Here is a 12,205-nt window from a genome sequence, read left to right on the forward strand (position 1 = left end):
TAGTTTCCGGACAACCTCTGAGATATCGCGGCGGTATGACGTAGGGAAACCTTTCTTGGGTTAGCTATATCAATAGCATTGCTTTAAAAAGAGTGCCCATATTTTCAGTCAACCTTAAGAATGCACTAAAGATCCTATTCTTTTGTTCATCACTTGCGCTTTTCATTAAAGCCTGGGTTCTTTCTTTTATGCCAAAAAGATATAAAAATTCCCTTTGAGTTAAAATCTCACAATCTACATGCTTTAATGAATCTCTTAACGCTTGAAAGTTCACAAGTGCGGTAATATCACTATTACCAACATTCTCAAGAAAATTAGCATACTTATGTTGTTTTATCGATTGCAAAGTGCTCTTATATGCGGGGTATACATAACCGTAATCTACAATCAAAGCAGCTCCTTTATTATTATATATCTTCTTCTCAAGTTTTTTTAATATTTCAACCCCAACTGAACATATTTCCACCACTGCACCATTAAAAAATTTTCCATTTGTCATCTGAGTAGCTGACACTGGAATCCATGATTCTTTTTTTCTGGATTCCAGTGTCACGCACTGGCATGACACCAAGAGACTGCCATCATCTTGTTTTGTCACCATATTTTCATACCACCCCTCATCATGATATACAAACTGATCTATCGGAAGAGCGTCAAAGAACTCATTTGCTAAAAAAATGGTTGGTTGTTCTGGTAGGTTGTCAATATTTTTGTGCCAATTAACATCTAAGCTTTTTAATTTTTCCTTTTGTATCTTCCGTAAAGTAGGGCTTATTTCAACTAAGTGGATCAACATCGAATTAAAAAAGCTGCTGTATTTTTTAGTGACTCTTATTATATCGTGAATGAGTGTTCCTTTGCCTGGCCCAAGTTCAACTAGAGAAAATTTTGATGGCTTTCCTAATTTTTCCCATGTATGCATTATCCAAACTGCAATTACTTCACCAAATAATTGGCTGATCTCAGGTGCGGTAGTAAAATCACCATCCTTACCAAGCGGTAATTTACTTGTATAATAGCCGTATTTTTCATGGTACAAAACGGCATTCATGAAATCACTGATGGATATTGATCCTTGACTTTTGTCAATTAATTCGTGTATATAAGTGAGCATGTTATTAATAAATGTTTAACTATAGCGTGCCATAATATAAAATAGTAGAGTATTTATATATATAGTATACACTTAAGTTTGTGAGTAATAGTGCTTCAGTTATGGACGACAAAAACACCGATTATGTTGCCCTTATAGCTCAAGATGATAGTATTGAATACAAATTTGAAGAAGCTGTCAATTTTATAGAAAACAAGGTTATAAATGCTGATGGGCTAACTTTAGCGGAAGTGTTTCAAGTGCTAGTTCAAATGCTAGATGGTGATCTAGCATTGGTAAAAAAAGTACTAGCATATGCTAATATTATGGCAAAGCATGGAATGAAGGTAGCAAAAGAGTCGCAATTAAGCAGAGCTGATGTTCGCCGAGCTTTGGAAGGTAGAGAAAGTGTTGTCAATAGACAAGATTTTATAAAGAAACCACCTCTTCCACCTGCTATAAAATCGACCAAAAAGAAAAGTAGAGGTCTTTAGATGGCTGAATCTATAAAAAAATTTACTGTACAATGTGACTTCAAAGGACAAAGTTCACCTTTTGCAATATACATAGGAAATCCAAAAAGTGATGCTCATCCAATTCATCATCAAGATTCCTGGCTTGTAAAAGAACGTGGAGGGAATATTCCTAATAAAGTAAAAGAAAGTCTACAAAAATTATATAAACTATCTCAAGAAAATGGAGTCTCTTTCTCAGAGTTATGCGCGTATGCCATTACTGTGGTTAGTAATAATGATAAAAAAAGTGACGACAAGGAGTAAGATAGTTTAATCCCTCAATATTTCATTTATAGAGATTTTCGATCTCGTCTTTTCATCCACTTTTTTTACTATGACTGCACAATAGGTTGAAATATTATTTTTAGATGGAATAGACCCTGGTACCACTACAGAATAAGGTGGCACTTCGCCGTAAAATACCTTGCTAGTTTCTCTATCAATAATCTTTGTTGATGCCCCAATAAACACGCCTATGCCAAGGACTGATCCTTCTCTCACTACCACACCCTCGGCCACTTCGCTACGTGCTCCAATAAAGCAATTATCTTCTATAATGACAGGTGAAGCTTGAATAGGCTCAAGAACTCCACCTATTCCCACTCCACCGGAAATATGACAGTTTTTTCCTATTTGCGCACAGCTACCAATCGTTGACCAGGTATCTATCATTGTTCCTGAATCAACATATGCACCAACGTTGATAAAACTTGGCATTAGAACAACATTTGTACCTATATAAGCAGATCGGCGAACAAAACACCCAGGAACTGCTCTAATTTTTAACCGGCGAAATTTCTCCTCATTCCATTCACTAAACTTGTTACCGATCTTATCAAACCAGCAATTAGTATTATCTATTATTTTATTTTCTTCGGTGAGAAAATGTAATAATATTGCCTGCTTTATCCACTTATGTACTACCCATTCTCCACTTGATAGCTTTTCTGCTACTCTAATTTTGCCACTATCAAGGAGCTCAATTACCTCTTTAATTGCTATTCTTGCTGTTTTCTTTAGATTACAGTCATTAAATTTTTCTCTATTTTTCCAAATATTTTCTATCTCACTCTGTGTTTTTTTTAGTTGCAAACCTTCCATTTGTTATATATATATTGATATTAAATTTGTAGCTCTGTATCATTTGAGCTTGTTACTACTTTATATGTAAGTGCTATGAAAATACAATGTAATAGTTGTACTAAAACTTACTTAGTATCCCCCGAGCAAATTGGTGCATCTGGAAGAAAGGTAAAGTGTACGCACTGCAATCACATATGGCATGAATATCTAGAAGAAGTGTCAAACAAACAGCACTCTGCTAATATACAGGAAAAAAAAGTTAGTGGAAGGAATTTTTTACAAAATCTAGCATTTACCACTCTAGCTTTTGCAACAGCTACAGGGTTATGCATTGTAATTGCTAATGGCATCTTTCCTAGAGAGATGAACAAAGCATACAAAACGATCAGTTTATACAAGGATTCAATAAGCTATAAATTAGGGTACAAAAAAGAACAAACAGAAAGTCCAAATGTAAAAAAACTTGCTGTAAATAAGTTTTATCAAGACTACCTTTTTTTATCTAATTTAAGATCTAGTTAAATAGGCATACCGATATCGGTATCCAGCTTCTCTAGCTACTTAGATGGTGTTTAGGGTGACAGAGTTTAAAAATAAGTTATTTTTTAGTAAAAAAGGCAGCTCATGAGTATTAAAATTGCACCTTCTATACTTTCAGCAGACTTTGCAAAATTAGGAGAAGAAGTAAGAAAAATTAGCGATTTAGGTGTAGATTACATACACATAGACGTTATGGATGGGAATTTCGTTCCAAATATTACAATTGGTTCTAGCGTTGTCTCTGCAATACGTAAATACAGCAATCTTCCTTTTGATGTGCATTTAATGGTCAAATCTCCTGGTAACCACATTGAAAGCTTTATAAATGCTGGTGCTGATATTATTACTGTACATGCAGAAGCAGAGATACACCTTGAGAGGTTGATAAGAAAGATAAAGTCATACAAAAATGTAAACGACGCAAAAAAACCGATTCAAGCTGGAGTCTCAATTGTTCCTTCAACTTCCCCAAGTGTGCTTGAATATATAATACATGAGCTAGATATTGTGCTGATTATGACAGTCAACCCTGGCTTTGGAGGGCAGGAATTTATTCATTCACAGTTGAACAAGATATCTACTATAAAAAAAATGATACAAGAGCGTAACCTTAAAACACAAATTTCAGTAGATGGTGGAATTAACTCTTTTAACGCAGCTGATATAATAAAAGCAGGTGCAGATATTTTAGTTGCGGGATCGGCGATATTCAAGGCTGAAGATATTAAGAAGGCCGTAAATGATCTTAAAAATCCATCGTTGTGACCCTATATAGCTAAAGTGGCTTAGGTTTACCTACAATTTGAAAAACAACAAATTCGTCATTCCGCTACTCGTTAGCGGAATCTATGCTGAGATACCGTGGCGGTATGACGTAGAAAAACCTTTCTTGGGTTGTATCCGTTCAGCTAAGCGGTGTGAGAGATGATAGATAAGAGGTTTTGGAAAGGATTGAGACCCCTTTGTTTCCATGTCAAGTATAATGAAATTATCCGTTCAAGGAATGCATTTCCCCGCTTCGATTGGGTAAAATATGAATTTTTGCGATAAACGACATAATGCCGTATCTGCTGTTCAGCATGGTTGTTTGTCAGCGGAATGTTTTCTGGGTCATCTAAAAAATTCCACATTATTCTTTCAGATTTCAAAATATTTTTTGCAACTCGAGAAGCTCCAATTGCTTCAGGTAAACGGCTTCAAGTAATACCTTGTACGTTTTCGCAATTTTCTGGCACGTCTGGTAAATCTAAAAACATCTATCTCATTTTTTAGCAAGGCCTTTTTTAGTGCAAATAATTCAGTGGCTACGTTTCTTAAGTAACAGCCCAGAACTTTAACTTCAACTATGTGCTAATCTTTCAAAATCTCTTGATAAATGTGCCCAACAGATTTGCCTGTTCTTATCGGCAAAGTAGTTGTATGCTGCGTACCTGTCGTAAGCTATTGCGATTGCAGAACTTACTATTTTGTAAAACCTTCATTCCTCTTGACTCTGTCAATTTTATAAAACTTGCTGTATTACTGGCAAACATCCAGCACCAACCAAGTTTACCTTTGTTATAATGGCTCGTTTCATCGATATGCAGAACTTCACTTTTACTTACTTCTTGCTCGATTTGCTCATATGCTTCTTGGCATTTTTCTGCAACTCTAGCCTCGCTATTTGACACGCTACCAACACTGATGTCCAGGTTGAAAATATTTTTTATAATATTTGCTACTTCTCTTTTCGAGTTCTTGTAAAATCCGCTCAGCGCCGCGATTGTTGACTTAACTTTTGGACCAAATGTATCCGCAGTAACACCTTCTAGTAGCCTGCTACTTTTTCTTTTTCCACACTTGCAACAGCGGCCATTCTGTAATTGGTATTCCACAACATAAGGCTTAATTTCTGGCAAATCAACTTTTTGATGAATGTATGGCTCTTTCGATATCGCAATTTCTCCTCCGCACTCGCAAGAACTCTATTTTCACCACTTCATCTGCTTCCATTTTAGGGCGATACTTTCCTTCATGCCCAATCTGTGCCCCTATTTTCCTGTCACTTTTTTTCTTTTTCTTCTTTAGCTTGTATAACTCTTTTGAGCTCGGTATCGATGAATTTTGTGAATTCAGACCTAGTCTTTCTTTCAATTCAGCATTTTCGATTCTTAGCGCCTTATTCTCAGATCTAAAATTTTCGTTTTCTATCTCTAACCTCTTTATCTCTGCTTTTAGTTGCTCTATCTCTATTTTAAAGCTTTCACAGAGCTTGAGAAGACTAGCTAGTAGATCAGACATATTTACCACACATACTACTTGTGATATTATGTTTTTAGCACTCCTTGTCTACTTTTTATTTTACCGCTCCGCTGAACGGATACCTTTTTTTTACTGTTTGAGTATGTAAGGATTATGACGACCTATCCCAAACCTCAACTATATCCTCACCAAACTCTATTATCTTTGTTTTTTTAAACTGATAACAGTTGTTAATGAATTGAATCCCTAAATCTCCTACAAAAGGAGTGGCATCATTGCCTAAAATTTTACCACTGCGGCATATTATCAACCTGTCGATTAAATTACACTTTAATAGTTCTGTGATTAACACTCCTCCACCTTCAACTAATAATCTTGTTATACCAATTTCTGAAACAAGTTTTAATGCCATGTCCTTTAGGCAAACCTTACCTGCGTTGCTTGAATTAACTACTAAGTAGTTAATGTTTTTTATTTTTTTCTCTACTTCTTTATTTGTGATGACCCAAGTTATTACTTTGTCTGCAGTCTTTGCAATGTTATGCTCTTCCTTTAATCTCCCTTGGCTATCTATAATTAGCCTTATTGGCGATCTACTTCCAAGTCCTGGTAATCTGCAAGTTAAGAGTGGATCATCATTAATAAGAGTATTGCTGCCAATCATAATTGCATCATATTTTGCTCTAAGCTCATGCACCCAATTTCTCGTATTTTCACTTGTTATCCATTTGCTATCGCCTGTAAATGTTGCGATTTTTCCGTCAAGAGTTGTTGCGACTTTGCAAGCTATAAATGGTCTATGTAATTCTTTAGTGGTGAAAAAACCGACATTCAGTTCTTTTGCCTCTTTTTGCATAATACCTTGCTCAACTTCAATTCCTGCTTCTTTCAGAGCTTTCATGCCTCTGCCTGAAACTCTACTATCTGGGTCAATAGTTGCAATTACTACTCTTTTTATGCTAGCTTTTATGATTTTTGCAGTGCAAGGCCCCGTGACTCCGTGATGACAACATGGCTCAAGAGTGATATATATAGTTGCGCCATGAGTTGAATCTTTAGCGTTTTGCAAAGCGACTACCTCCGCATGCGGACGCCCACCAATCCCTGTATATCCCTCACTAACAATTGTACCATCTTTTACAATAACACACCCGACAGCAGGATTTGGTGCAACATTTCCAAGATTTTTTTCTGCAAGCCTTAATGCAATTGACATGAAATGATCATCAGTCATTAGAAAGAAGTCATTTCGTATGAGGTATCAAAAATTCTTCTGTGCTCGTGTATAGCAAATCTATCTGTCATACCTGAGATATAGTCACATATTATTACTGAACGCTGAGATTCACAAGCGAGTTTGCTCCACTCTGTGGGAAGTAATCCTGGGTTTTCATAAAAACATTGAAAGAGTTCCTGTATTATGCGTTTTGCTTTGTTCATCGTTCTACTCAGTTTATAGCTTCTGTATATTTTCTCCATGTTGAATCTTTTCATTTCTTTTGTAGCATTCGCAACTTCTGGTGAAAATGTGACTAGCATTTTATTTAGACTTCTTACGTCTTCTACGCTTTTTATTTTGTGATCTTCAATATTTCTTTCAGTCTGAGAAACAACATCACTTATCATAGTTCCTATAGTTCCACTCAGTGATTCATGTATGAGTTTGCTCTGAGGCAATTCTGAATATCTGCTCCTTATGTCTTTAAAAATTTTTTCAATTAAAGGAACATTCAGCAAATCTTCGATGGTTACTAAATTCGCCCTGAGTGCATCATCAAGATCGTGAACACTGTAAGCAATATCATCGGCAATTGAAGCAACTTGAGCTTCAATGCTTGAAAATTCTTCAAGTTTTAGATCATATTTTTTGTTGTATTCTAATAACAGCTGATTACTTGTAGAAGACTCCGCGTTTTGACCAAGCAAGGGAACGTTATGTTTTGCAACTCCTTCAATCACCTCCCAACTTAGATTCATACCATCAAAATCAGCATGTTTTTGTTCAAGATAAGTTAAAATCCTTATAGCTTGAACATTATGATCAAACTCATACTTCTCGTTATCAAGATTCAAATCTTGAACTGATTTCTTTAGAGCATCTTCACCTGCATGACCAAATGGAGGATGACCAAGATCATGTGCGAGCGCTATGCATTCAGTGATATCCTCATTTAAGCCAAGTCTACGCGCAATGGACCTTGCAATTTGTGCAACTTCAAGGCTATGAGTAAGCCGAGTGCGATAGTAGTCGTGCTCATAATTGATAAAAACTTGTGTTTTGTACTCCAACTTTCTAAACGCATTAGAGTGAATGATACGGTCCCTATCACGCTGAAAGCAGCTGCGATTCTCATCTTCTGGCTCTTTGAAGTATCTCCCTTTTGTTTTGCTTGGAAAACATGCATAATTTAATAGAAAATTATTGTTTGACATGTAAAATTTCTACTATAATAAGTTATCAATAATAAACGGTGGTTACTATGTCAACAAATTACAACATCAACTTAACTGATAATGCACTAAAAAAAATCCACTCTCTTGCAGAGCAGGAAGGGGATAAGAGTTCCATTTTACGGGTTGCAGTTTCAGGTGGTGGATGTTCTGGCTTCAAATACAATTTTCTTATGGATCAAATGAATAAAAATCTATCTTTGGATGATGAAGACGATGATTACGATGATGAGTTTGATGACGAAGATGAAGATGATGAAGAAAGCGAGGACTATAGGAGCCACTCCAGTTTTAGCGAAAAAGGTAAAGATATAGTAATTAATGATGAAAATGGCAATCCTGTATTAATGGTTGATAATTGTTCAGCAAAATTTTTAAATAACTCAGTTATAGATTATACTGAGGATCTCAGTGGTTCTGGTTTTCAAATAAAGAATGCCTTTGCTAAATCCCAGTGTGGTTGTGGCAACAGCTTCTCAGTTTAGTCAAAAATTTGATGTCATCCCAGTGTCAAGCACTGGGATGACACTCTTCTCTGGTGGAGGGTGCTCTCAAGTCACAACGTTCATATAGTTGTATACTTGACACTGAGGTTTATTCTTCTATTTCTTTTTTACTGGTCATGCACTATCATTTGCTATGCAAGCACAACATTTGTATGGTTATAGGTCTTTTAAACATGGGTGGTAATGTAGCACTAGAACTAACTTCTGTAGATAAAAGCTTCAAGGACAATTCTGTTGTTGTAAAGGATATCAACTTAAGTGTTACAAGAGGGCAAGTAGTAGCGCTGATTGGCAATTCAGGTGCAGGGAAAACAACTATATTGCAAATCGCAGGCTTATTGGATAAGCCAACTTCAGGTATAGTTACGATAGATGGAATAAATTGCACACAAGCCAGTAATAAGCATAAAACTCATGTAAGAAGAAATTTTCTTAGTTTTGTTTATCAATTTCACTATTTGTTACAAGAGTTATCGGTGTTGGAAAATATTATGCTTCCTCAACTCATTGCAGGAAAAAGCAAAGCTGAAGCAAAAAAAAATTCGCAAGCAATGTTGGAAAAATTTGGTCTGGAAAACAAAGCAAGTAGCATGGTATCTGAAGTTTCGGGTGGGGAAAGGCAGAGAGTTGCAATTGCAAGAAGCATTGTAAATTCTCCAAAGCTTTTACTTGCAGATGAGCCAACAGGAAACTTAGATCCAACAAATTCTTTTAACGTGTTTTTACTGCTACATTCATACGTAAAGGAAAATAACAGCTCTATGCTTATAGTAACACACAATCATCTCCTTGCAGAAAAGGCAGACTGCATTTTCCAATTGAGAGATCGATCATTAGTGAAGTTGTGAATAGGAAAAATAGCATAATTTCTATGCCTTATACTTATCTAACCAATGATCATTAACAGAGTACAACTCGCATGAAATGCTTTCATTGCTTTTTATACACGGACTTTTTAACTTACGCTGTTTACTTAGGGAACACCCCGATAACATAAACACAGCTAAAACAAAAAATAACAGCTTTTTAAACATAACAAAACCTTTTCATTTATATTACTACACTCATTTCTCTTGTTTGTAAAGATTAGGCATATTCTTTTACCCTTACCTCTTTTTTGACCTTTTGAAAAGAAATAGTTGCACCATTCAAGCGCAGTTTTATATAATTGTCCACGATTTGAGTCACTTCCTCTTCTTTATCCTTTAGAAAGTGATTAGTATCATCCATTATATGGTATTTCATGTGATCACTTCTTACTGAATTTATCAACCTTTTTGCTAATTCTGTTACATCGCTTTCTTCTGAGATTGTATCATTACTGCTTTGTATTATAAGCCCAGAAACTGGACAGGGAGAAAGAAAAGAAAAATCGTACTTAGTTACCGGAAGAGAAAGAGCAATAAAACCCACTATCTCAGGGCGGCGCATTGTTAGCTGCATAGCCACCCATGCTCCAAAAGAAAAACCAGCGATCCAAATTGGAACATTGCTAGGATTATGTTCCTGAAGCCAATCAATGGCTACCGCAGCGTCAGTTAATTCTCCTATACCCTTATCAAAAGTTCCGGTAGATTTTCCCACACCACGAAAGTTAATTTTCAATGCAGAAAAATTGTTATCGATAAAAGACGTATATGTACTATGTACAATTTTACTATCCATATTACCACCATATTGAGGATGATGATGTAAAACCAGCACAACCGGCGCGTTGGCATCTTTGCTTTGGTGGTATTCACCTTCTATCTTTCTTGTTGCATTATTTAAAAAAACTTCAACCATGATAACTCCTAATAAGAACCTGCTTGACAGGTATTGATGACGTGAGTTATTAATTATGTATTAATTTCGCTGTTTTTGCAATAAATTTTTTATCGTGTTAAAGCTAACGTACATAGTTATGGCTATAGTTGATGGTAAACTTATTTAAGTGACAGATGAATCCATTCTCTTTAGAAAATAGTGGTTGCGTATATGCTGATTACAATGCAACTGCTCCAATTAGTGAAAATGTAAAAAAAAGTATATTTGAGGTCTTGTCAAAACAAACGCTCAATCCATCATCACTACATAAGAGAGGACAAGAAGCGAGGAAGATTCTTCAGGATGCAAGAGATAACGTACGTGGTGCTATTGGCGTTTCAAGTGATAAGGAAATAGTTTTTACGTCTGGTGCAACTGAAGCGAATAACCTTGTTATGAGAGGAATAGCAGGCTACCTGCATATAATTTCAGCTATAGAGCATCCTTCAATTCTTAATTCTGCATGTAATCCATATATAATACCTGTTAATCAGGAGGGCATTGTTGACTTTTTAGAGCTAGAAAAAATTCTAAGCGAACTTAAAGGAAACAAAGCAATAGTTTCAGTTATGATGGCAAATAACGAAACCGGAGTTATTCAACCTATTGAGGAAATAGCTAAAATAGTACACAAGTTTGGAGCAATTTGCCACACTGACACTGCTCAAAGTGTTGGGAAAATTAAAGTTAATGTGGAAGATTTAGGAGTGGATTTACTCACTTTATCCGCCCATAAATTTGGCGGTGTAGCAGGCAGTGGAGTTTTAATATTCAATAAAGAACTTGCGATAGAACCTATTATAATAGGTGGTGGACAAGAGAAGGGATTTCGTGGTGGTACGGAAAATATTGTTGCGATTGCAGGCCTTTCTGCTGCACTGCAAAATATTCCAGACCTTCTATCAAAAATGGATGAAGTAAAGGAGCTACGTGATCAATTAGAGTGTGAATTATTAAATCTTGCCAGTGACATAAGAATCTTCGGTAAAAACTCTAAGAGGCTGCCAAACACAAGTTTTATTTATATGCCAGGAGTAAAGAGTGATGTGCAGCTTATGCATTTTGACTTGAATCATATTGCAGTTAGTAATGGCTCCGCATGTTCTTCTGGAAAAGTTGAGCCTTCCCATGTTTTGCTTGCAATGGGGGCAACAAAAGAGCAAGCAGAGTGTTCAATTAGAATCAGTATAGGTCCAGAAACTAAACCACAAGACATAAAAAAAATAGTGGATTGTTGGTATAATATCTACAAGCAGAACTCCTTGGTATAGATAATACGTGATATCATGCAGGGAGCTATAAATTAGATGTAAAAAATTCCTTTACAAGTTTCGCCAGCCCCCTTATCATAACAGTGAAGCTATTTATTTATCTTCGCAATCTGTGCAGGTTAATGACAAAAAACTTAGGGTATTTGGCGTCTCATGTTTAATTTTTCGCACTGCGTGCACCGCATGTCTTTAAAAATTTTTAGGTTTTTACCTATATAAGCCGAAACGCGCTTACAAAGCGTTTAAGACAGCAAAAAACGTCAAATTGACAAGGGAGAATTTGAATGCTAGCTACTACGGGGTTTCTTTGCCTTTTTTCCTGTTTAGTAAATTTCTTAAACACTTGCGGTGTAGGTTAGTTGCAAGTTAAAAGCAGCTAAATCGCTCTTAATCAAGCGTTTTAGAATAAAAAAAACGCCGATATTTTAGTACATAGTAAATAGCCAACCACCACGGGGCTTCTTTTGCCTTTTTTTTATTTAGTAAATTTCTTAAATATTTATGGCTAAAGCAATTTAAGAGACCGAAAATGGTGTCATTTCAGTGCCCCTGTAATGTCATCCCAGTGCCCTGACTACTTGGATCCAGGAATTTTATTAAGTTGGTGAGCATAAAAATAGCTGTTTTACGTTAAAATACAATGTTTTGATGATTATGGAAAGGCTGGATTCCAGTGCTTGGCACTGGAATGACATCCTC

12 protein-coding genes and 1 pseudogene are annotated in these 12,205 nt (G+C 35.9%); 7 read left to right on the forward strand and 6 right to left on the reverse strand.

Annotated features, from left to right (window positions below; genetic code table 11):
• Positions 1-64: 64 nt before the first annotated feature.
• Positions 65-1,114 (reverse strand): class I SAM-dependent methyltransferase, encoded by a 1,050-nt coding sequence (locus AAGD74_RS05910; RefSeq protein ID WP_338482445.1) that lies wholly within the window; start codon positions 1,112-1,114, stop codon positions 65-67.
• Positions 1,115-1,215: 101 nt separating this feature from the next.
• Here AAGD74_RS05910 and AAGD74_RS05915 point away from each other — a divergent pair, with 101 nt between their 5' ends.
• A complete protein-coding gene (locus AAGD74_RS05915) occupies positions 1,216-1,587 on the forward strand; it encodes a hypothetical protein (protein WP_077188297.1) in 372 nt (123 codons plus the stop codon).
• The gene (locus tag AAGD74_RS05920; protein ID WP_010962783.1) at positions 1,588-1,872 is read left to right on the forward strand and encodes a DUF2610 domain-containing protein; all 285 of its coding nucleotides are present in this window, start codon (positions 1,588-1,590) and stop codon (positions 1,870-1,872) included.
• A gap of 6 nt (positions 1,873-1,878) precedes the next feature.
• Here AAGD74_RS05920 and dapD read toward each other — a convergent pair whose 3' ends face one another.
• Positions 1,879-2,709 carry a 2,3,4,5-tetrahydropyridine-2,6-dicarboxylate N-succinyltransferase gene (gene dapD, locus AAGD74_RS05925; RefSeq protein ID WP_077188288.1) on the reverse strand — a complete coding sequence of 277 codons (831 nt, stop codon included), beginning with the start codon at positions 2,707-2,709 and terminating at the stop codon, positions 1,879-1,881.
• A gap of 75 nt (positions 2,710-2,784) precedes the next feature.
• Between dapD and AAGD74_RS05930 the strand changes: the two genes are divergently transcribed.
• Positions 2,785-3,213, forward strand: a complete 429-nt coding sequence (locus AAGD74_RS05930) for a zinc-ribbon domain-containing protein (RefSeq protein WP_236515113.1) — start codon at positions 2,785-2,787, stop codon at positions 3,211-3,213.
• A gap of 102 nt (positions 3,214-3,315) precedes the next feature.
• Entirely contained in the window at positions 3,316-3,996 is a 681-nt protein-coding gene (rpe, locus tag AAGD74_RS05935) for a ribulose-phosphate 3-epimerase (protein WP_077188290.1), read from the forward strand.
• A gap of 143 nt (positions 3,997-4,139) precedes the next feature.
• Here rpe and tnpC read toward each other — a convergent pair.
• The 3 genes and pseudogenes from tnpC to AAGD74_RS05950 all read right to left on the reverse strand — a co-directional run bounded on the left by tnpC (position 4,140) and on the right by AAGD74_RS05950 (position 7,905).
• A pseudogene (gene tnpC / locus AAGD74_RS05940) lies at positions 4,140-5,511 on the reverse strand (IS66 family transposase).
• A 112-nt stretch (positions 5,512-5,623) separates the two neighbouring features.
• Positions 5,624-6,706: a bifunctional diaminohydroxyphosphoribosylaminopyrimidine deaminase/5-amino-6-(5-phosphoribosylamino)uracil reductase RibD gene (gene ribD / locus AAGD74_RS05945; RefSeq protein ID WP_338482442.1), complete on the reverse strand. Its 1,083-nt coding sequence runs from the start codon at positions 6,704-6,706 to the stop codon at positions 5,624-5,626.
• Positions 6,706-7,905: a deoxyguanosinetriphosphate triphosphohydrolase gene (locus AAGD74_RS05950; protein ID WP_341810609.1), complete on the reverse strand. Its 1,200-nt coding sequence runs from the start codon at positions 7,903-7,905 to the stop codon at positions 6,706-6,708. The genes ribD and AAGD74_RS05950 overlap by 1 nt, the downstream gene beginning before the upstream one ends.
• A 47-nt stretch (positions 7,906-7,952) precedes the next feature.
• On the opposite strand from AAGD74_RS05950, the gene AAGD74_RS05955 reads away from it, so the two are divergent.
• Together AAGD74_RS05955 and AAGD74_RS05960 are read left to right on the forward strand one after the other, a co-directional pair.
• Positions 7,953-8,408 carry a HesB/IscA family protein gene (locus AAGD74_RS05955; RefSeq protein ID WP_265040754.1) on the forward strand — a complete coding sequence of 152 codons (456 nt, stop codon included), beginning with the start codon at positions 7,953-7,955 and terminating at the stop codon, positions 8,406-8,408.
• Between the two features lie 194 nt (positions 8,409-8,602).
• Positions 8,603-9,277 carry an ABC transporter ATP-binding protein gene (locus tag AAGD74_RS05960; protein WP_077188294.1) on the forward strand — a complete coding sequence of 225 codons (675 nt, stop codon included), beginning with the start codon at positions 8,603-8,605 and terminating at the stop codon, positions 9,275-9,277.
• A gap of 238 nt (positions 9,278-9,515) precedes the next feature.
• On the opposite strand, the gene AAGD74_RS05965 is transcribed toward AAGD74_RS05960, so the two are convergent.
• A complete protein-coding gene (locus AAGD74_RS05965; protein ID WP_341810610.1) occupies positions 9,516-10,214 on the reverse strand; it encodes an alpha/beta hydrolase in 699 nt (232 codons plus the stop codon).
• Positions 10,215-10,369: 155 nt separating this feature from the next.
• Here AAGD74_RS05965 and AAGD74_RS05970 point away from each other — a divergent pair, with 155 nt between their 5' ends.
• Positions 10,370-11,506: a cysteine desulfurase family protein gene (locus AAGD74_RS05970; protein WP_338482438.1), complete on the forward strand. Its 1,137-nt coding sequence runs from the start codon at positions 10,370-10,372 to the stop codon at positions 11,504-11,506.
• The last annotated feature ends 699 nt before the right edge of the window (positions 11,507-12,205 follow it).

This window comes from Wolbachia endosymbiont (group A) of Campoletis raptor, from assembly GCF_964026755.1.
GTDB classification, from domain to species: Bacteria; Pseudomonadota; Alphaproteobacteria; order Rickettsiales; family Anaplasmataceae; genus Wolbachia; species Wolbachia pipientis.

What these genes read in the sequence shown, in the direction of transcription:
- AAGD74_RS05960 (WP_077188294.1), top strand. Translation starts at nt 8,603, where the DNA reads ATGGGTGGTAATGTAGCACTAGAACTAACTTCTGTAGATAAAAGCTTC.
- AAGD74_RS05915 (WP_077188297.1), top strand. Translation starts at nt 1,216, where the DNA reads ATGGACGACAAAAACACCGATTATGTTGCCCTTATAGCTCAAGATGAT.
- rpe (WP_077188290.1), top strand. Translation starts at nt 3,316, where the DNA reads ATGAGTATTAAAATTGCACCTTCTATACTTTCAGCAGACTTTGCAAAA.
- AAGD74_RS05930 (WP_236515113.1), top strand. Translation starts at nt 2,785, where the DNA reads ATGAAAATACAATGTAATAGTTGTACTAAAACTTACTTAGTATCCCCC.
- AAGD74_RS05950 (WP_341810609.1), bottom strand. Translation starts at nt 7,905, where the DNA reads ATGTCAAACAATAATTTTCTATTAAATTATGCATGTTTTCCAAGCAAA.
- AAGD74_RS05955 (WP_265040754.1), top strand. Translation starts at nt 7,953, where the DNA reads ATGTCAACAAATTACAACATCAACTTAACTGATAATGCACTAAAAAAA.
- AAGD74_RS05965 (WP_341810610.1), bottom strand. Translation starts at nt 10,214, where the DNA reads ATGGTTGAAGTTTTTTTAAATAATGCAACAAGAAAGATAGAAGGTGAA.
- dapD (WP_077188288.1), bottom strand. Translation starts at nt 2,709, where the DNA reads ATGGAAGGTTTGCAACTAAAAAAAACACAGAGTGAGATAGAAAATATT.
- AAGD74_RS05920 (WP_010962783.1), top strand. Translation starts at nt 1,588, where the DNA reads ATGGCTGAATCTATAAAAAAATTTACTGTACAATGTGACTTCAAAGGA.
- ribD (WP_338482442.1), bottom strand. Translation starts at nt 6,706, where the DNA reads ATGACTGATGATCATTTCATGTCAATTGCATTAAGGCTTGCAGAAAAA.
- AAGD74_RS05970 (WP_338482438.1), top strand. Translation starts at nt 10,370, where the DNA reads ATGAATCCATTCTCTTTAGAAAATAGTGGTTGCGTATATGCTGATTAC.
- AAGD74_RS05910 (WP_338482445.1), bottom strand. Translation starts at nt 1,114, where the DNA reads ATGCTCACTTATATACACGAATTAATTGACAAAAGTCAAGGATCAATA.